This window comes from Flavitalea plasmicola, from assembly GCF_030546645.1.
In the GTDB taxonomy this organism is placed as follows: Bacteria; Bacteroidota; Bacteroidia; order Chitinophagales; family Chitinophagaceae; genus Puia.
On sequence record NZ_JAUOTO010000002.1, the window covers coordinates 569,564 to 589,585 of the forward strand.

13 protein-coding genes are annotated in these 20,022 nt (G+C 52.9%); 2 read left to right on the forward strand and 11 right to left on the reverse strand.

Translation table 11 applies throughout. From position 1 onward, the window contains the following. Positions 1-77: 77 nt before the first annotated feature. The 10 genes from Q4E93_RS07545 to Q4E93_RS07590 form a co-directional block, all read right to left on the reverse strand. Positions 78-1,181: a FecR family protein gene (locus Q4E93_RS07545; protein WP_303583948.1), complete on the reverse strand. Its 1,104-nt coding sequence runs from the start codon at positions 1,179-1,181 to the stop codon at positions 78-80. A gap of 80 nt (positions 1,182-1,261) precedes the next feature. Beyond that, positions 1,262-1,888: an RNA polymerase sigma-70 factor gene (locus Q4E93_RS07550; protein WP_303583952.1), complete on the reverse strand. Its 627-nt coding sequence runs from the start codon at positions 1,886-1,888 to the stop codon at positions 1,262-1,264. Then, entirely contained in the window at positions 1,867-3,837 is a 1,971-nt protein-coding gene (locus tag Q4E93_RS07555) for a glycoside hydrolase family 127 protein (RefSeq protein ID WP_303583953.1), read from the reverse strand. The genes Q4E93_RS07550 and Q4E93_RS07555 overlap by 22 nt, the downstream gene beginning before the upstream one ends. 210 nt (positions 3,838-4,047) lie before the next feature. Further along, positions 4,048-6,321, reverse strand: a complete 2,274-nt coding sequence (locus Q4E93_RS07560; protein WP_303583954.1) for a redoxin domain-containing protein — start codon at positions 6,319-6,321, stop codon at positions 4,048-4,050. A gap of 10 nt (positions 6,322-6,331) precedes the next feature. After that, entirely contained in the window at positions 6,332-7,753 is a 1,422-nt protein-coding gene (locus Q4E93_RS07565) for a RagB/SusD family nutrient uptake outer membrane protein (RefSeq protein WP_303583956.1), read from the reverse strand. 17 nt (positions 7,754-7,770) lie between these two features. Beyond that, the gene (locus Q4E93_RS07570; RefSeq protein WP_303583958.1) at positions 7,771-11,244 is read right to left on the reverse strand and encodes a TonB-dependent receptor; all 3,474 of its coding nucleotides are present in this window, start codon (positions 11,242-11,244) and stop codon (positions 7,771-7,773) included. Between the two features lie 230 nt (positions 11,245-11,474). Then, entirely contained in the window at positions 11,475-12,647 is a 1,173-nt protein-coding gene (locus Q4E93_RS07575) for a FecR family protein (protein ID WP_303583961.1), read from the reverse strand. A 65-nt stretch (positions 12,648-12,712) separates the two neighbouring features. Next, positions 12,713-13,300: an RNA polymerase sigma factor gene (locus Q4E93_RS07580; RefSeq protein ID WP_303583963.1), complete on the reverse strand. Its 588-nt coding sequence runs from the start codon at positions 13,298-13,300 to the stop codon at positions 12,713-12,715. Between the two features lie 50 nt (positions 13,301-13,350). Continuing rightward, the gene (locus Q4E93_RS07585) at positions 13,351-14,145 is read right to left on the reverse strand and encodes a DUF4350 domain-containing protein (protein ID WP_303583965.1); all 795 of its coding nucleotides are present in this window, start codon (positions 14,143-14,145) and stop codon (positions 13,351-13,353) included. Positions 14,146-14,299: 154 nt separating this feature from the next. Further along, positions 14,300-14,974 carry a hypothetical protein gene (locus Q4E93_RS07590; RefSeq protein ID WP_303583967.1) on the reverse strand — a complete coding sequence of 225 codons (675 nt, stop codon included), beginning with the start codon at positions 14,972-14,974 and terminating at the stop codon, positions 14,300-14,302. Positions 14,975-15,214: 240 nt separating this feature from the next. Here Q4E93_RS07590 and uvrA point away from each other — a divergent pair, with 240 nt between their 5' ends. Then, a complete protein-coding gene (gene uvrA / locus Q4E93_RS07595; RefSeq protein WP_303583969.1) occupies positions 15,215-17,710 on the forward strand; it encodes an excinuclease ABC subunit UvrA in 2,496 nt (831 codons plus the stop codon). On the opposite strand, the gene Q4E93_RS07600 is transcribed toward uvrA, so the two are convergent. Then, the gene (locus Q4E93_RS07600) at positions 17,690-19,429 is read right to left on the reverse strand and encodes a thiamine pyrophosphate-dependent enzyme (RefSeq protein WP_303583971.1); all 1,740 of its coding nucleotides are present in this window, start codon (positions 19,427-19,429) and stop codon (positions 17,690-17,692) included. The two genes, uvrA and Q4E93_RS07600, sit on opposite strands and share 21 nt — an antisense overlap. A 92-nt stretch (positions 19,430-19,521) precedes the next feature. On the opposite strand from Q4E93_RS07600, the gene Q4E93_RS07605 reads away from it, so the two are divergent. Further along, entirely contained in the window at positions 19,522-20,013 is a 492-nt protein-coding gene (locus Q4E93_RS07605; protein WP_303583972.1) for an RNA polymerase sigma factor, read from the forward strand. Positions 20,014-20,022 lie beyond the last annotated feature (9 nt).

Sequence of the window (20,022 nt, forward strand, 5' to 3'; positions counted from 1 at the left end):
TTCTCCGTTTCTGTTTTACGTAGTTATTTTCATATGCAGTATTTTGGTTTACAATAGTTAGCTTATCGGTCAAATCATCAGGGTCTTATGATCACTTCATTTCGCCTGATGACATATTTGAAATTCCCGGATAATTGCAGGGCATACAATACCTCCGTCAGGTTGTCATCGCTGAACACGCCAGTGTATTCGATGTTCTTCAGCTCGTCACCTATAATGATCACTTTTACGCCGTACCACCTTTCCAGCTTTAAGGCCACTTCGCTCAGCGTCTCTCCATCGAATACCAGCTTGTTCTTCGTCCATAGCATTTCCGTGGCAATGCTATCCTTATCCAGGTGATGGACCTGGGTAAGCGTCATGACCGCCGGCTTTTTGGGGACATTGACAGCATGAGCGCTGTCTTTGGAAAGCCAGGAGCTGTCGTTGCTGACGACCAGCTTTTCATTGGGCTTTAACACGATCTTCTTGTCCGTGCTGGCTTTCAGCGTAATTTCCACTGCGCCCCTGATGAGGGCCGTTTCGGTGATCTTTTCCTCCGGATAGGATCGTACATTGAATGCAGTTCCCAGCACTTTTATGTCGATGGTCGCCGTATGAATGACAAAGGGGCGTGACGGGTCTTTTACAACGTCGAAGAAAGCCTCGCCTATGAGCCTGACCTGGCGGGAGGCGCTTCCGAAATCATTTTCATACGATATATTGCTGCCCGAGTTGAGCCAGACCTGCGTGCCGTCGGGTAGCTGCAGCTTGGATTTGGAACCGTTCTTCGTGCTGACGGAGTTGCCGCTGACAGCGGGAGTGGCGGGGTTTGGCAGATTGCCGCTGACGGAGAGGGCGTTGAACAGGACGATGGCTATGACAGCAGCAGCAGCCAGGCTGGCGGCTATAAAGAATATTCTTTGCGTTCCGGACGTTCTGCGGCGGACATCCGGAATGGGCTGGAAAGGAGTGTTGTCTGCCGTACCATCGCTTAAACGTTGCAAATGCCTGTTGAACAGGTGATCCGTATCAGCCGGCGCCGGCGCTCCTTTACTTTTCCATATGGATTCCACGGATGCTGCCTGCTGCGCAAGATCCGGATGTTGTCGCAAAAGAAGTTCAAGCTCAGCCAATTCTTCGCCGGAAGCTTCTCCCGAGAGCTTTAGGATGAGCAGCTGCCACATTTTTTCATTGTCCATTCGCAAAGGCTATATCAATAGGACACAGGAAAGAGGAAGTTATACCAAAGGAGAAAAAAATAAATTGGGGGGCTTGAGAATTAAGCGGTTGGAGGGAGCGTTCTATTACGTACCGGCGGGATGCTGAGCTGGGCGGAAGCTGCAATTTTTTTGACGGCAATCACCAGCTGATTGCGTACGGTAAGCTCTGAAATGTTCAGGATGGCGGCGACTTCCTTATGCTTCAGGCCGGACTCCCTCACCAGCTGAAAGATGATCTTACATTGAGGGGGCAATGTATCGATGGCCTTTTGGATACGCCTGGCAAGCTCTGCGGTAATAAACAATTCCTCCCCGTTGTCAAAATTAGCCACGTTCTCCACCTCAATGGAGTCGAGGCTTACCTTGGGATATTTGTAGTTGCGGGTGATATGGTTGATGGAGAGGTTCTTTGCGATGGTATAGAGAAAGACAGTGAGGTTCCCGATCGCCAGCAATTCATTCCTGATCCGCCACAGCTTAATGAATACATCTGACACGATCTCTTCGGCTACTTCCCTGGATTTGATGATCGAATAGCTGAAAAGGAACAGCTCCTGGTGCAGCAGGTCATAGAGGCCCCGATAGGCCGTCATGTCGTCGCAGAGGGCAACCTTCCTTTGCAATTGTGCTATCAATTCTCTCTTTTCCATGTCGATGTCTCCTATCAGTTCAGCAGTTTCAGCCACACGGTCATCTCTCCCGGGCCTCTGTTGGCCCAGGCGTAGTAAGGTATCAGGGTGACGGGAACGGACCTGGTTACGCCGGAAGTGCTGTCCCGGCGAAGCCCCTGTCCTTTCAGGACAGTGATGCTGCCCAGGTCGTTCTTCTGTTTCTGAGGGGTTAGTATGGCGGTGGAAGGGAACAGCAGATCGCTGACCTTGCCGCCATTGTCCTTCCATTCCAGGCAATACATCAGGGGGCCACGCTGGATGGCCACTTTGCCCTTGTCTTCGCTGAGGTTTGCATTTGCTTTTACTTTCCGTACCGGCATCGGCAGGTCCAGCTCGATCTTATCTCCTTTTTTCCAGGTGCGTCGCAGGACGGCATATCCATCCTCCAGTTTGCAGGGGACTTTTTGGCCGTTGATCTTTATATTGGGCAGGGATGAATTAATGGTAGTATAGGAATACAAAGAGGAGGGCATGGCTTCATTGCGGGCCCAGCCGGGTATACGCAGGCGGAGCGTGAACGGTTGGGCGGCGGCCGGGGACAATAAAAAGGCAAGATGGCCATCCCAGGGATAGTTGTTCACCTGGGTGATCTCCAGAGGTTGGCCGTCTATGGAAAGAGAGGCCTTGCTGCTGATGAAAAGATTGACATAGAGGTCCTGGTCTTTCCGGGCATAAATATATCCTGGCAAGGAAGGCAGCAGGCGCAGGATATTGGTGGGACAGCAGGAGCATTCGAACCAGCCTGAACGTTGGGGTTCCAGGGCATCATGCTTGAATCCATCCGTCACCTGCATGGCATTGGTATAGAAAAATGACTTACCGTCCAGTCCCACGCCGGAGAGCATGCCGTTGTACAGGACCTTCTCCAGGAGGTCCATGTATTTTGCATCACCATGGAGGAGGAACATACGGAGGTTCCAATACACATCGCCGATGGCAGCGCACGTCTCATTATAAGCGGTGGCGTTGGGCAGCTCATAGTTTCCCCCGAACCTTTCGCCGGCGGGGATGGCGCCGATGCCGCCCTGGACATAGAACTTTTTATCCGTCATGTTGGTCCATATGCGGTCGACGGCAGCTATATATTGTTTGTCGCCTGTAAGGGCCGCCACGTCTGCCATACCGGAATACAGGTACATGGCCCTGACCGCGTGCCCTTCGGCTTCATCCTGTTCCGTCACGGGCTTGTCGTCCTGCCAGTATTCGCCATTCTTCCACTCGTCATTGCTGGTCTTGTCGTAGGCGCGTTTGCCACGCGCGTCGATGAAGAATTTCGCCAGGTCCAGGTATTCTTTTTTTCCCGTGATCCTGTACAGCTTCACCAGTCCCATTTCCACGATCTCATGACCGGGGGCGACCTCTCTTTTGCCGGGACCGAAGGTCCGGACCAGGAGGTCTGCATTCTTCAGCGCTATATCCAGCAGGTTGCGCTGGCCGGTGGCCTGGTAGTGGGCGGCGGCGGCTTCGAACAGGTGGCCTGAGTTGTATAGTTCATGGCTCAGTTCGTGCTCTTTTACCCATCTGTCGGGTCCTGACCATGCGTGAGGATGCAGGGAGTCGATGGTGCGTGCCGTGTATAAATAGCCATCCGGTTCCTGGGCGGCGGCAACCGTGTCGATCAATGCGTCCACATACGCCTTTAGTTTCGGGTCGGGGTGGACGGCGAGGGAAAACGAGGCGCCTTCGATGGTTTTATAGATATCGGTGTCGTCAAAGGGGAATTTGGTACCGAATTTTCCTTGTTTTTGGGCGGCCATTACAAAATTATGAACCCGGCCTGTGCTCTCGCAGCGGTCGAAGGAGGCGGGGATGGTGACGGTTCGGTTGCGGCTGATACGGGGAGACCAGAAAGAATCGGTGAGCTGTACTTTTGTAAATGCCACTGGCTGAATGGGATAGTCGCTGGACTGGGAATGAGCGGCGAGGAATGGATAAAATCCAAGAATGAGCAGGAACCTTTTCATTAGCAATATTTTAGAATCACACTATCGTTAGCGATCCCCGGGATCGTAGTACAAGGTACATATTAATTGTCAAATGTACACTTTTTGAAGCGAGGATTTTTAGTTTGGGCGGGTGAGAACATGATCGACCACGACAGATGTCGGTTTTTCATACCGGAAGCTACGGGGTGCCTGCCAGGATTTGCTTGTCCAGGTGGATATGTATGCCCGTCAATGGGTATCCTTTGCCATGGCCTCCGCCAGCTGCTTGTCCAATTCCGCGGCCTCTTCGTCAGTGCCTTTGTCATAGCGTCCGATGATCTTGCCGGCAGGGTCGATCAGGATCCTGGTGGGCAGGGAATGGATGCCGAATTTTTCGCTGATGTCTTTTTCGTTCTTCTCGCCCTTTTGGATCTTCGTCATGTCCAGTCCCCTCAATACGTTGTGCCAATCGCCTGTCCCGTCTTTTGCCATGGCTTTCTTCCATGCGGTGCTATCCCTGTCGTCGTCGGCAACCGCGATGACATCGAACCCTTTATCCTTGTACATGGAATAAAGCTCTTTTACATGCGGCATGCTTTTCCTGCAGGGGACGCACCAGCTGGCCCAGAAGTCGATGAGGACATATTTGCCTTTCAGCGAGGAAAGGACCAGCGAATTGCCATTGATCTCCTTCGCAGTGAAATCCTTTGCCATGCTGCCGGGGGAGCCGGCTTCCAGCTTTCCCATCTCATCGGCCAGGAACTTTCCGTAGCTGCTGTGCTGTACGGCCTGGCCGAGATTCGTGTAGAACTTGCGCAGGGAGTCCACGGTCAGGCTGGCGGTGTAGAAACGCAATTGGTAGGCAGTGACGTAGGACTGTGGATGGGCGGCAAAAAAAGCATAGTCTGCCTGTGCGGTACGAGCGAAATAAGGCTCAAACCTGTCGTGGATGGCGGCGGCGCGATTGCGCAAGGTATCGATGAGAGTGTCATCCTTTTTGGCCTTCATGGCCGCCCTTAAAGCTTCGCCGGCCTTTGTATACTCTTTGGACAGCGGCTCCATTTCTATATATATAGATTCTTTCTCTTTGGCGAGGGCCTCATATTCCTGCTGGGAGGCGGAACCGGTGATAACCGCCTTCTTATAACTGCCGGCCGGGAGGGTGATCGTCATGTCGGCGGGCTCCAGGAAAAGGCTTACGGTATGCGGGTCATCCATGCCGGCCGCACGGGGGGCGCCGGAAAGGAAGGCGATGGTGGGCTCGTTGATGTCGCCGCGAAAGGTGAATTTACCATCACGAACCCGGACGCTGTCCTGTTTTTGCTTGCCGTCGCTGGCGAGGTAGTATAGTTTCAGCAGGGGTGTGGCGCCCTGCAGGGAACCTTTAAGCGTGAAATGCCGGGCAGTGCCGCCCAACAGTTCGCTTAATTTTTTTGCCAGCTCGTCTCCATGCAGGTCTTTTGCGATGATCTTTCCGTCGGGGCCGATCAGCAGGTTGGATGGTATCGAATTAATATCGTATTGTTTGGCCACTGCATTGTTCCAGAATTTGAGATCGGAGACATGGGTCCAGGTGAGGCCATCGTCATGAATGGCTTTCAGCCATTTTTCTTTGCCATTGGGCTGATCCAGCGAGACGCCGAGCACGGTGAAGCCCCTATCCTTGTATTGTGCATAAGCGGCCACCACATTAGGATTCTCGGCGCGGCAGGGGCCGCACCAGGAGGCCCAGAAGTCCACCAGTACATATTTCCCTCTGAAGCTGCTGAGGGAGACGGGTTTGCCCAGCGTATCATTTTGCGTAAAGTCTAATGCAGGCTTGCCAATGCCCGTGAGGTTATTGATGCGGATGCTTTCGGCGATGCGTTTGGAAGGGGCATTGTGGCGGGCAGCAGGCGTAAGGGAAGCCAGGATCTTCTCCTTTTCGTCAAGTGGCAGGCTGCCCAGTTGGCGGGATAACAGGAAGGCGCTGTAGGAGGAAGCAGTGTGTTTAGCAATCCACTGTTTTGTCAGCGCCTTGTCGATGGAATCCATTTTATCCAGCTCGGGCTGCAAGGCCGCCAGGGCGGCGGAGTCTTTTTTTGCGTAGAGATCATTGGCTTTTTTATATAGATCAGAACGCCCTTTCAGCACCGGGTCCGTGTCGATGAAGGTGCGGTAGTCGTCGTTGTCGGCCAGGCATTTTTCCCCTGTGAACTTCGCGTCTTTAAACAGGGGCCCCTCCCCTTTTATTTCGATGTTACCGGGCTCGATGTAGATCAATTCGTAGGAATGCTCGGCATATCTGGCACCGATGCGAAAGATGTAGGCGTCCCCCTGACCTTCCGGGATCTGCAAATGGATGGTGAATCCGCCGGCGCTGGTCTGTACCGAATCTTTCTGCAGGCTGTTCATCATGGCAGTGTAGTATACCCACTGGCCGGGGGCCAGGTCCCTGATCGTGGCGTGAATAGTGGTATTAGACTGGGCCCGGGGAGAAAGGGACCAAAGGCAGGCAATAAATAGCGTGATCGTAAGTTTCATCTGACAGTGTTTAATAATTGGGATTTTGTTTGATCTTATCATTGGAAATGATCTCGGCATCGGGAATGGGGAGCAGCAGGAGGTGCTTGTCTGTGATCGAAGGCAGCAGCCCCTGCAAGGTAGCAAAGGGCAGGCGCCGGACAGCCAGCCAATCCTGTCCATTCTCGGCTGCAAAGCTCTTCATCTCTTCTTCGATGATCAGCAGTTGGAGCTGTTCTGCGGATGCGGCGGCATCGACGCTGGAGAGATCGGTGAAGCCAGCATGGGTCATCACCGTCTTCAGCAATATCCTTGCATCAGTGAGGTCGCCGCCTGCGGCCACGATGGCTTCGGCCTGGAGCAGGTAGGCCTCCGTCAGCCGGAATGCATAACTATATTCCGATACGGGTGCGGCAGCAATATGATCCACCGAACCCGGGTAATATTTGGTAAGTCCTGTGTAAGGCCCATAGGGGGTAATAACCGTCTGTATATACCACTCGTCGCGGGGATCATTTTCGAAAAGACTTTTCATGAAATCGTTGGGGCCAAAGTCGTCATAGTTGATGTAGCTCAGCCATTTTGCAGTCTGATTGGGGTATGGCTGTACACCCAGCATGACCTCCGTACTCGTGAGGCCTTTTGACCAGAAGATGTCGCGGACGTTAGTTTCCAGCTGGAAAGGGCTATGGGCGATGATATCTTTTGTAAGGTTGATGACGGTTGTATAATCGGCAGGCAGGCCCCGGTTGATCAGCACTCTTGCCTTCAGCAATTTTGCCGCCCAGCTATTGGTATAAGCCATGATCGTATTGGTCCCCGGGAGGTCCGGGATGGCGGCGTCCAGGTCACCGAGGATGGCATCATAGGCGGCGCCGACTGTGGACCTGGGAAGGAAAATATTGTCCGGCTGTATGAATTCGTTGTGCAGGATGATGCCATAGGGACTGGTGGTGTCGTCATACTGTCCATAATAGAGCAGCAGCTCGCTGTTGCCATATGCGCGGAGGAATTTTGCCTCGGCGATCATCCGGGTTTTTGCGGAGCTGGTGATCTTAGTCAGAGGTTCTATATTTTTCAGGAAGCCGTTGGCTGCGTTGACCAATGCATAGCCATAATTCCATTTAAAATCAATACCATAAGTTTTGGCGTCGTAGGTATGCGCGCTGAGGAGGGGGCCGCCGTTGCTGTAATCGAAGAGGCCGCTCAGCTGGGATGGCGTCTCTTCATTCCCGGAGTACCATTGGGTCACCGGCACACCATTATAATCCACACCGGCATCGGCAAATCGATAATAGACTCCATTGAGCGCTGTTGTCGCGCTTTTCTCGTCGGTGATGATATTGCCATCCACCTCTTTTGTGGTGGGGAAGACATTCAGCTGTTTTTTACAGCTGCCGGCGAACGATGCTGCCAGAACTAAAATGAACCATATTTTATGATTGATCTTCATGTTTCGTAGTTTTTAATTTAGAAAGCGATCTTCACGCCCGCGGAAAAGGTCCTGACGGCGGGATAGTTACTCACGTCGAAATAGCCGCCGGACACGCTGTAGCTGTCGTCGGAGGTTTCCGGGTCATTCCCGGGGTATTTGGTGATGGTGAACAGGTTGGTGGCTGAGAGATATATAGAAGCCGCCTGTATACCCGCCTTTGTCATCCAGCTGCTCTTGTCAAAACGGTAGTTGAGCGTAGCCGTTCTCAATTTGAGGTACGAGGAGTTATAGATGCTCAGGTTCGTGTTGTAGATAAGCTGATCGCCCAACAATAGACGTGGTCTGTCGGAACCCGGATTCTGCGGCGTATAGCGTTTCAGCATATTGGCGTTGGCATTGGAAATACCGTTGAAGGTCGTGCTGCTGACATCGTCTCCCCACATCAGCTTGCCGCCTTCCGAATACAGGAAGTAGAGGTTGAGGTCGAAATGCTTATAGCTGAAGGACTCGGTGAAGCCGCCAAAATATTTGGGCGCTCCGCTGCCGATGATCGTATGGAAATCGATGTAAGCGGCTCCCATGGAAGCATAGGTCACCGTGTCCAACTGGTACATCGGATCACCGATATCCAGGTATCTGAAATAGGCAGAGAAAAAGCCCAGCTTGCTTTTGTAATCATCCAGCTGTTTCTGGTCCCTGATGATGCCGGTGACCTTCATCCCTGTGATGAGACCCAGCGGCTGTCCTTCAATAAGGGTGGTGTTCTGGTATTCTATCAACGACGGAGAGGTCAGCTGTGTATTGAGATCGGCCGTTTTGCTCAGCTTTGTGATGATGGAGCGGTTCCAGGTGATATTCGCGGACATGTTCCAGCGGAAGTCCTTTGTTCGGACGATATCACCCTGGAGGGAAAGCTCGACACCCCGGTTGCGTATGCCCACGACATTGGCCAGCAAGGAAGCATAGGAGCTGCTGGGTGGAACGGGGAGGGACAACAGCGCGTCGTCGGTCTGCTTGTTGTAATAATCGAAAGTACCCTGCAGCCTGTTCTTAAAGAATGAGAAGTCCAGCCCCAGGTCCGTTTGTTTGGTCGTCTCCCATTTTACCGTGGGATTGCCCAGCTGATCCGGCACCAGGGCGTTGTTGCCCGCATAGGAATAGGGAGAATACAGTGTCCTGTATTTCTGGTCGCCTATGTTCTGATTGCCTGTCAGACCATAGCTGCCCCGCAGCTTGATGTCCTCGATCCAGGACACTTTGTCCAGGAATTTTTCTTTCGAGAGGCGCCAGGCGATGGCGCCGGAGGGGAAATAGCCGAACTTATTATCAGGTCCGAACTTCGAGCTGCCGTCCGTACGTCCTGTAAAAGTAAAGAGGTACCTGTCCTTAAAAGTATAGTTGGCGCGCAGGTAATAGGACACCAGGTAGCTCTGCGGTTTGGATGGCTCGTCCCCCGTCGTGTACAGCGGGGTGATGGCCGAGCTGAGGCTATTGAGGACATTGTCATTGGGATAACCGGTGGCTGTCGCGCTGAAGAAGCTGGTCCTGATCGTCTCATACGAGGTCCCTGCCAGGATGTTGACGGCATGTTTGTCGTTCCATTCTTTGGTATAGCCAAGTGTGTTCTCTATAAACCAGTCTGTAAAACGGCTGTTGCTGTTGCCTCCGATGCCGCCGTTGCTGGCGACATTTCCATAAAAGCTCCCGATCTGCAGGTAGCTGGGCGTATACAGGCGTTGGTTGTAGACCTGGCTATTCAGCGAGACGGTGCTTTTGAACTGAAGGCCGGGAGTGATGTCATATACGGCACTGAGCGAACCCTGCAGGCTCGTCGTCTTGGAATTATTGGTGGCTGTCAGGAGGGCTATGGGGTTCTGAAAGCCCAGGTAGCTGTAACCGACGGTTGAAAAATTGGCAAAATTACCGGTGGAATCGTAAGGGCTATAGGTGGGTGGTGCTTTCAGCGCCTGGTCGTAGGCCCCGTTGGTGATGTTCTGATTGGTGGCGCCGATATTGAAATTGGTGATGAACCGGAACTTTTTGCTGATGTCGTTCTCCATGTTGATCTTACCCACCACCCTCTTGTAGTCCGAGCCAATGATGATGCCGGGCGTGCTGGTGTAGGCGATGGATGAATAATAGCGGGAGGAGGCTCCCCCACCCTGTATGGACAGTTCCGCGGTGTGCGATACGGCTGAGCGTGTGACCTGGTCGATCCAGTCGGTGCTACCTGTTCCGAAAAAACCCTGCGGGTCGTTGACGATCTGGTCGGCCTGGGGGCGATGGGCCCTGCCCGCCTTGTCACGGGCTGCATTGTCATTCACGGCGGCTTCGGTCAGGAGCGTTTTATATTGATCAGCATTCAGCAGCTTGGGCCTTTTCATAATTTTGGTCAGCGTAGCGTAATAGTTGGCGGTGATCTGCGGCTTTGCATCCTTTTTGCCTTTTTTGGTCGTGATGATCACTACGCCGTTGGCCGCCTTGGAACCATAGATGGCTGATGCGCTGGCATCCTTGAGGACGGAAATGGACTCGATATCATCCGGGTTGAGGCCGCCCAGGCTGTTGAGGCCATTGACGAATGCCGTGGACATACCCTGGCTGGATCCCCCCACACCGGCGATGTCGTTTCCCACGGGGCTGCCCACGTCATAGCCCTGGTTGATATAGTTCGATTGGACCTGTACGGGAACACCGTCGATGACATAGAGGGGATCGTTCCCGCCGATGATGGAGGCAGTACCCCGGACGCGGATGCGTACGGCGCCGCCGGGCGTGCCGTCTGTCTTGGTGACCTGGACACCGGCGGCCTTTCCTGCGATGGCATTATCCACGGTGTTGAAAGGAATGTCCTGCACATCTTTCCCGGATATGGTGGAGACGGAGCCGGTGAGATCCCGGCGTTGGGAAGAGCCATAGCCGATCATCACCACTTCATTGAGGTTGGAGGCCTGCGGTGTGAGCGCAATGGAGATATCAGTCAGCGTGCCTGTGACCTTATAGTTCTGTGTGCCGTAGCCAACGATGGAAAATTCCAATATATCCTTTTCATTGGCGGCAATGTTGAAGGACCCATCGGCTCTCGTCTGCGTACCTTTCTTCTGCGTCTTGTTGACCACGGAGACGCCGGCCAGCGGCTTTCCATCAGGGTCAGCGACCTTCCCTACGATCTCTTTTGGCGGAAGATGCAAGGTTGGGCTGACGGACAAGGGGGCGGCACGCGGGCTGATGATGAGCATGCCTTCCATCAGCCGGAAATCAAAATTAGTGGAAGAAAGGGCCATTGAAAGCGCTTCGTCGACATCCGCATCCCGGACGACGACGGTGACACGACCGGCTTTCCGGATCAGGTCATTGTTGTAGAGGATCTCGATCCTGCCCTGGCGGCTGATCTCCGAGATCACTTTTTCGAGGGGTTCATCATGCATTGTCAGGGTTATTCGCTGTGAGAACCCGGTGGCGGAAACATGAAGCGCTGTAACGAGCAAGATAGCGGCGGTTAATCTCATACACCTGATCATTTGAGCATTGCTGCCTCTTATGAGGCGCAATAAGCAGTGGTCCAAAAAATTCATACCTTTGGTTAGTTTGGTTAAACAATAAGCAATACAATAGCGCTTTACATGTTTTACCGATCTTTCGACCGGGAACGCGGCATCGTTCCCGGTTTTTTACGGCAACACGTAATGGATCATCGATCATCATTGGATAAGATAAAGCAACAATGGCAAGACGGAGGTCAGATGGATCTTGGCAAGACCTTTACTTCTTTGTTCTGCACGGAGAATTCCACTCCTCCTGCAGCCTGGAGCATTTTTAAAACCTGAGATATATTTACCTGACGGCTTATCTTACCGGTGTAGTGGTCACTTACCGCACCATCAAAATGAACATCAATATCGTACCAGCGTGAGAGCTGTCGCATGATCGAGGTGAGCTCATCTCCGCGGAAAAGAAAATTGCCTTCTTTCCAGGCAATGACCTTTTGCAGGTCCACGGCAGGATTGAGCTCCAGCCTGCCGTCGCTTTTTGCGATCAGCTGCTGGCCGGGCGTAAGCAGCTTTGCAGCAGATCCGCTGACCACTTTGACCGATCCTTCCATGAGGGTGGTGCTGACGGCATCCTCATCGCTGTAGGCCGTGATATTAAAGCTGGTCCCCAGCACCTGTATCTCAAGTGGATCAGAATGTAATGTTCTGACGATAAATGGCTGGGATGGATGTTTTGCCACTTCGAACCAGGCTTCTCCGGAGATCTCCACCACCCGGGTGCCTGCAGTAAAAGCTGTAGGGAATTTTATGGAGGATGCCGCATTGAGCCATACGCGCGTACCGTCGGACAATACGACGCTGGTCCTTCTTCCCCGGGGTGTGGAGAGAGTGTTGTACATTACTTCAGCGGCGGCGGTCGTTTCGGCCTGGTAGGTCAGCTCGCCTGCGCCGAGCTTTGTTATGGCCGTATTGCCTTGCTTTGCGAGCGTCCCCTTGCTGCTGCTGTCGAGGACGATCTGCTTGCCATCGGCCAGCGTAAGGATGGCGCCCTCATGTCCCGGCGCAACGTCGTGCGCGGCTTGCTGTGCAACACCCGGCTGCGTACCGGGCCTGCCTGCGCGCCAAAGCCAGAAACCGCCGGCCAGCAAGAGAAGGATGGCCGCTGCCGCGGCATACCGGGGCAAGGATATACGCCTGGGAGGAGCTATCCTCCTGTCGAGATGGGACAAGATAGCTTCTTTTACGCGCGGTTCGCCCAGGCCCGCAAAATCATCGGATGTCATCACCTGCCGGACAAAGTCTTCCAGCGTCCCTTCATTTCCCGGCAGATCGATGAGCTCCGCCAGGCGGATCCTTTCGGAGGGAGAAAGCTCCCCTGTGGTGTACTTATCCAATAAAACTGCGAGCTCCTGGTTGTCCATACAATGCTTTAAGTATATACAGGACGCCTATACAGATGAGCAGGGATTAGTTGCCAGCGGATTTTTTACAAAAAAAAGAAAAAGGCCAGGGTCAGGTAGCCCAGATCGCGGAGCCAGCCCCGCAGGAAGTTCAATGCGATGACCATGTGGACCTTTACGGTATTTTTGGAAAGGCCCAGCTGTTGGGCGATCTCCTCATGGGAAAGTCCTTCCAGCCTGCTGAGCTTAAAAACGAGCTTTTGCTGGGGAGTGAGATGCTCTATGCCTTCCATGAGCATCTTATACGCATCCTTCCCTTCCAACCGGAGGTCCGGGGACAGCATGTCTTCGCGGAGCGCGGCGGCGTCGGCAGCGGCCGTTTCTATTATCTTTTTCCGCAGGGCAGCAATGACCTGGTTGCGCCCCACCACATAAATGTAATTTGAAAAATGCCGGACCTCCCTGAGCTTTTCCCTTTGCAGCCAGATCTTCAAAAAGATGTCCTGTGTGAGTTCCTGCGCGACAGGAGGAGATTTCACCAGGGCCAGCGTATTGAAATATACCCGGCTCCAATATGCTTCCACCAGCGTCCGGAAAGCCTTTTCGTCGCCCGCAGCGGCAGCCTCCAGGATCTGTCGTTCGTCCTCTATGTCGTTTTGGTGTATGTCGATCATTTTCCCAGGTGTGTCCCTTTCCCGGATAAAGATAAGGGAAACATCCCAAGCTATTTCACCTGCGCCTTCAGCCAGCCGACCCAGGCTGTTGCTCCTGCGGTGTTCTGGAAAGGGGCGGGAAGGATGTGGTTGTCGATGTATTCATTATAGATCCAGGGATCGCCTACCGCGAAGACGATGCCCTTCCCCAGCCGGGCAGTGGCCGCGAGCGTAGCGCCGTTGTTTATGATGGCCGGCTTTGCCGGGGCGCTTAGCCGGAGGCTGGCAACATCCTTCATGTAAAGTTGGAGAGGAGCTTTAAAGATCGGATCGTTTGCAGGAGTGTGGATGGTGCCCGGCTCCCTGTCCTGTCCAACCACATGGTTTACGCAATCCTCATTGAAATGGATACCGAATGCTTCAGCCAGCAGGTTGAAATGTTCGAATTCTGCGTTGCCTTTGTCATTGCCCATCAGCACGAGGACGCCCCCTGCCTTCACCCAGGCTACGATGACCTGTACATCCGCCGGAGCCAGGTAATGGGGATGCGGGTTCTCGTTTTCGATGTCGGGGTCTGCAATAATATATACGGACGCCTTGCCGAGGTTGTCCGCGGAGGGCGCGGTCTCCAGGCTTGCCAGGGAAAATCCCTGGCTTTTGAAAATATCACCGAGTTTTGAGAAGCCGCTGTTGGCGGGGTCTTCCCAGGTGTAATGGAATCGCACCGAGTCCCGGCCGGCGGGGTGCTGCCATTCGTTATTGAAGTAATAGTCCAGGAGGACCGTGGGGGCTTTTTTCTGAGAAATGGCGCTGATCGTTATCGTGCACATCGTGAGTGCCAGTGCTAATACCTTATTGGTTCGCATACGTTTGGAATGTATACGACAAATTTAACCCATAGAATGTATGCGCAGGATTTATTTACTACAACGTTTTCGGGCAATCGATGGGAGGCGAGCCCTTCAATTACATTTGTATTGGGTAATACGATCCATACTAATTTGTGCACGTTCAATTATTTCATTTACATTGATATTCGCAGCTATAGATCGTGCCGAGGGTGGGGACCTTGAGCGCTGCGATCTTACCATCGGACGTGAAGTCATAGATAAAGGTGGCGCCTACATAACCTTTGAAAAGATTCTTTGTCCTGTAGACCTCATAACCTGAAAGGAATTGCGACAGGTAGAGATAGTCGCCGTCCTGCCGGGGCTTGTCTGTGTAATATTCGAATCGGGTCGTATCACCGTCCCGTACCTGTCCTACCAAATTATGACCTGACCAGAGATAGGTGACTGTATCAGGGGGATTGGAAGGGAACGTAGTGATCGACCGGATGACCTCATCGCCCTCATATTCATGATAGGTATTGGACCAGTTCGCGCCGTCGGAACCAAATTCCACCCTCACATTCGCCGCAAGGCCCGCCGTGTTGTTCAGTACGATCGTCTTTCGGCTGATCAGCCCCGTATCATAAGTGGTGATGGTGACCGAGGCGCCCTCGTAGGTATAGGTGTTGATGGACCTGCCTGATTCCTCCAGAACGAGCTTTCCTTCGTTGTTGTAGGAGAGAAAGGTGGCGAGCCCTGAAGGGGCGTGCAGCGCTGTGAGCCGGCAGCTGAATTGTTTGTCGTGGTTCTTTTTGCATGCTGCAAGCGCGGCTGCCAGGAGTAAGATCAATAGTATTTTTTGCATAACTGATGAGATCAGGGGCAAAATTGAGCCGTTTTAAATTGCTATGGGGTTGAAACTACTCATGGGTCCTTGGGGAGATCTTGCCGGCGAGGATCGGTTTATTACCGGCATGGCACAATATTTTCTGCCTTTATGAAAATTAACCTCTATATGAAATCTATACTTAAACTGCTCCTTCTGAGTGCTGGCTGTGGTGGCCGTTGTTATTGTCATACTTTTGCTGGTGAACAGAAGTAGAAAATGAAACAACACTTTACCGGATTTGTCAAAGTACATGGCGCCCGCGAGCACAATCTAAAAAATATAGACCTGGAGATACCCCGTGATGCGCTGGTGGTATTTACGGGCATATCGGGCAGCGGGAAGTCTTCACTGGCATTTGGAACCTTGTATGCGGAAGCCCAGCGGCGCTATCTTGAATCGGTGTCGCCCTATGCGAGAAGGTTGTTCAATCAGATGGCGGTGCCGGAAGTAGATGAGATCGAAGGTCTGCCACCGGCTGTCGCGTTACAACAGCAGCGCGGTACTGTCAGTACCCGGAGCTCTGTGGGCAGCGTAACCACTTTATCCAACCTGCTGCGTATGTTATATTCACGCGCCGGAGATTACCCGCCGGGACAATCCATTATTTATGCAGAGGCATTTTCACCCAATACACCGGAAGGCGCCTGTCCGCGATGTCATGGGCTGGGAAAAGTATATGAAGTAACGGAAAGGTCCATGGTCCCTGACGATTCGCTGACCATCCGGGAACGGGCTATCGCCGCGTGGCCTACTGCATGGCAGGGGCAAAACCTGCGGGAGATACTGATGACGTTGGGCTACAATGTAGATATCCCCTGGCGTGATCTTCCCAAAAAGGACCGGGAGTGGATCCTCTTCACGGAGGAGCAGCCTACGGTGCCTGTATATTCCGGGTTTACCGCTGAAGAGATGCAAAAGGCGCTGAAGCGTAAAATGGAGCCTTCCTATATGGGGACTTTCACCGGGGCAAAAAAATATGTACTGCAGACCTTTGCCAATACCCAGAGTGCGCTGATGAAAAAGCGGGTATCCCAATATATGGTGAGTAGCGAATGCCCGCTCTGTCACGGTAAGCGGCTGCGTCAGGAATCGCTGTCGGTGAAATTTGCCGGTTATGATATCGCAGATATCTCCAGGATCAGCCTGGCGCGTCTGAAGGAAATGTTCGCGAAGTATCTGAGAGATCATCGTAAAGATATGGTTGCAAAACGTATCGGCGATGACATCATCTCCCGGATAAATGTCATCCTGGACCTGGGACTGGGCTATCTCACGATAGAAAGAAGCACTCCTACCCTTTCGCCGGGCGAATTACAGCGGCTGCGGCTGGCGACCCAGGTGCGTTCCAACCTATTTGGCGTAGTATATGTGCTGGACGAGCCTTCCGCCGGGTTGCATCCGGCCGATACGGAAGCATTGTTGCGGGCGCTGGACAAGCTGAAGGCTTCGGGAAATTCGCTTTTTGTGGTGGAACATGAGATAGACGTGATCCGGCATGCCGACTGGATCGTAGACGTTGGTCCGGGGGCGGGTGAAGGAGGAGGAAAGATATTGTATAGTGGGCCGCCCGAGGGGCTATCAGGCGTTGCCGCTTCGGTGACCGGGAAATACCTTTTTAGTGACCATAGCGACAGCGACAAGCCGTATAGAAAACCAAGCGGCTGGCTACGACTGGAAGGGGTGACACGAAATAATCTGCATAAGCTGGATGCCGCCTTTCCTTTGGGCGTGTTTACCAGTGTCACGGGCGTATCCGGGTCGGGCAAAAGCAGCCTGGTGAGCCAGGTGCTGATAGAGCTTGTAGCGGCGCAGCTGGGGCAGGAGATAGATATAACCCCGGAGGGAGATGAAGCGGTGAACAAGCTGGAGCAGGCCACTGTCTCTACATTGGGTGGGAAGATCACGGAGGGGATGCATGCGATCAAGCGGCTGGTGGTCGTCGATCAAAAGGCCATTGGCCGGACGCCGCGCTCCAACCTTGCTACCTATACTGGCCTGTTCGATCATGTGCGGAAGATCTTTGCGGCCACCAAAATGGCCAAAGCGCGTAAATATGATGCAGGCAGCTTTTCCTTCAATGTAGCCAAAGGCCGTTGTCCTCACTGTCTGGGAGAAGGTTTTGTAATGGTGGAGCTGTTATTCCTTCCCAGTGTCTACACCCCCTGCCCTACCTGCCAGGGTAGCCGCTATAATAAAAAGATCCTGGAAGTAAAATACCGGGACAAGAATATTGCCGACGTGCTCGGCATGACGGTGGATGCCGCATGGGAATTTTTTGACGATGAGCCACATGTGCACCATGCGCTGGATACGGTGAGGCAGGTGGGGCTGGGCTATCTCCGGCTTGGTCAGCCGGCTACCGAGCTATCAGGCGGCGAGGCCCAACGAATCAAACTGGCGACGGAGCTGCAGCGTACCCAACATGGCAATAGCTTATATGTGCTGGACGAGCCTACCACGGGGCTTCATCCATCCGATGTGGAGAAGCTGCTGGCGGAGCTGGACAGCCTGGTCTCGGCGGGAAATACGGTGATCGTGATCGAACATGATATGCATGTCATTGCTCATAGTGATTGGGTCATCGATATCGGGCCCGGCGCAGGCGAGGAGGGCGGTCGTATTGTGGCTGCCGGCACACCGAAAGACCTCAGCAAGGTGAAGGACAGTCATACAGCCCGGTATCTCCGGCTATTAGTCCAGCAATTCCGCTAGGTGCTTGTAATTCCCTTTGACGGTGGCCAGCACCTCTTCGAACTTACCTCCCAGCATCATCTTTGTCATGGAAAGGGCCATGCCTTTGACCATCTTCAATTCAATATGGGGCGGCATGGAAAGGGCCGCGGGATCCGTAAACACATTGACCAGCACCGGGCCAGCGGTCGAAAAGGCCTCCTGCAGGCCGGGTCCGATCTGTTCAGGCTCATTGATGGTAATCCCTTTAAAACCCATGGCATCCGCCACTTTCACAAAATCAGGGTCAACCATATCCACCTGAAAATCCGGCAGCCCCATTACTTCCATTTCCAGCTTGACCATGCCAAGCGATCTGTTGTTGAAAACGATCAGCTTGATGGGAAGGCTATATTGGCGGATAGTGGCCAGCTCGCCCAGCAGCATGGATATCCCGCCATCTCCGCATAGGGCGACCACCTGCCGGCCGGGGCAAGCCAGGGACGCGCCGATGGCGTGCGGCATCGCATTGGCCATGGACCCATGTACAAACGAGCCGATCATTTTCCTTTTGCCATTGGCCCGGATATACCTTGCGCTCCATACATTGCACATGCCGGTGTCGCAGGTGAATATCGCGTCATCGGCAGCTATAAGGTCAATGGCTGCCGCAACTGCCTCCGGATGCAGGGCATTGGTCTTCCCTTTGTCCTGTACATACGTGGCAAGATGGTCTTTTACTTTTTCATGTATATGAAGCTGGGCATCCAGGAAGCTCCGGTCCGTCTTTTCCTTCAACAAAGGCATCAGCGCTTTCACGGTTGTTTTGACATCGCCGAACAAGCCCATGGTCAGTCGCGTACGCCGGCCGAGGTTCTCAGGTCTTATATCTACCTGGACGATCTTCTTGTCCTGTGGATAGAAAGGCGTATAAGGGAAATCCGTGCCCAATAACAGGACAAGGTCACTTTCATGCATGCTGTGATAGGCAGAGGGCAGTCCAAGCAGTCCTGTCATTCCAACTTCGTAAGGATTATCATATTCTATTGCCATTTTACCCCGAAAGGAAAATCCCACCGGCGCCTTCAGCCAGCCGGCCAGTTGCACGACCTCATCATGTGCTTCCGCCGCACCAATGCCGCAGAAGATGCAGATCCTGGGATTACGATCGATGAGGGCGGCCAAGGCCTGCAGCTCATCAGGTGCGGGACAGATGCTGGCTTTGGAGAAAAAGTTATCCGTTGAAGAATCGATGTCGGCTGCCGGCAGCCCTGCAATGTCACCGGGAAGCCCAAGGACAGCGACGCCCTTTTTTTGAATGGCGGTTTGAAGGGCCGCCTGGGCCATCCTGGGAAATTGCTGTGCATTTGCCGCCACCTGTGTATAATGACTACAATCATCGAATAGCTTGATCACATTCGTTTCCTGGAAATAACCGCTGCCGAATTCCTTAGTGGCGCAGGTGGATGCAATAGCCAGTACCGCCGCACCGGAACGCTGCGCGTCGTACAGACCGTTCACCAGGTGCACATGTCCGGGACCGCTGCTGCCAGCGCAGCAGGCAAGCCCGCTTAGCTGGGCATCGGCAGAGGCGGCGAAGGCTCCGGCCTCTTCGTTCCTGACATGGATCCATTTTAATTCAGGGTGTTTGCGAACAGCGTCATTAAACTCATTGAGGCTGTCGCCTGTGATGGCATAGATGCGTTTAATGCCTGCCTTTAATAACATCGAAACCAGCTGATCCGCTACCCTGATTGCCATAGTCTTTCGTTTTAATTGTCACTAAATTTAACCCATAAATTTCCAATTTCGATGTAGTTTTTCTCCTTTTCGATGTACTAATCAGGTATAGTATGACTGAAGATACATTCATAGACGACATAAACAGGAATATTGGGATTATTCATAAGATATGCAATGTCTATTTTAATGTGCCTGATGACAGGCAGGATGCTTTCCAGGAGGTATTATATCAATTATGGAAGTCGTATCCGGGCTTCAAAGGGGATGCCAAATTCTCCACCTGGATGTACAAGGTTGCCTTGAACACGGCCATCACCTACGCAAAAAAAAGCCGCAAAGAACCGCGAAAAGAAATAATACCCGAGCACTACGAACAGATTGCTGAGATGAACGATCAACATAGCGAGGCTGAAAAGATGGCTTTTCTTTATGGCGCGATCAATAAGCTGAGTGCAATGGATAAGGCCATTACCCTGCTGTACCTTGAGGAAAACAGCTATGAAGAGATCTCTGCCATAACAGGTCTTACTAAAAGCAATGTAAGCGTCCGGCTGGTGAGGATCAAAAAGAACCTGAAGGAGTTACTGAAAAATCTTATATAACGCAAAACT

Excerpts from the sequence above, each read along its gene's own strand:
- Q4E93_RS07545 (WP_303583948.1), bottom strand. The coding sequence starts at position 1,181 with ATGGACAATGAAAAAATGTGGCAGCTGCTCATCCTAAAGCTCTCGGGA.
- Q4E93_RS07555 (WP_303583953.1), bottom strand. The coding sequence starts at position 3,837 with ATGAAAAGGTTCCTGCTCATTCTTGGATTTTATCCATTCCTCGCCGCT.
- Q4E93_RS07560 (WP_303583954.1), bottom strand. The coding sequence starts at position 6,321 with ATGAAACTTACGATCACGCTATTTATTGCCTGCCTTTGGTCCCTTTCT.
- Q4E93_RS07565 (WP_303583956.1), bottom strand. The coding sequence starts at position 7,753 with ATGAAGATCAATCATAAAATATGGTTCATTTTAGTTCTGGCAGCATCG.
- Q4E93_RS07570 (WP_303583958.1), bottom strand. The coding sequence starts at position 11,244 with ATGAGATTAACCGCCGCTATCTTGCTCGTTACAGCGCTTCATGTTTCC.
- Q4E93_RS07575 (WP_303583961.1), bottom strand. The coding sequence starts at position 12,647 with ATGGACAACCAGGAGCTCGCAGTTTTATTGGATAAGTACACCACAGGG.
- Q4E93_RS07580 (WP_303583963.1), bottom strand. The coding sequence starts at position 13,300 with ATGATCGACATACACCAAAACGACATAGAGGACGAACGACAGATCCTG.
- Q4E93_RS07585 (WP_303583965.1), bottom strand. The coding sequence starts at position 14,145 with ATGCGAACCAATAAGGTATTAGCACTGGCACTCACGATGTGCACGATA.
- Q4E93_RS07590 (WP_303583967.1), bottom strand. The coding sequence starts at position 14,974 with ATGCAAAAAATACTATTGATCTTACTCCTGGCAGCCGCGCTTGCAGCA.
- uvrA (WP_303583969.1), top strand. The coding sequence starts at position 15,215 with ATGAAACAACACTTTACCGGATTTGTCAAAGTACATGGCGCCCGCGAG.
- Q4E93_RS07600 (WP_303583971.1), bottom strand. The coding sequence starts at position 19,429 with ATGGCAATCAGGGTAGCGGATCAGCTGGTTTCGATGTTATTAAAGGCA.
- Q4E93_RS07605 (WP_303583972.1), top strand. The coding sequence starts at position 19,522 with ATGACTGAAGATACATTCATAGACGACATAAACAGGAATATTGGGATT.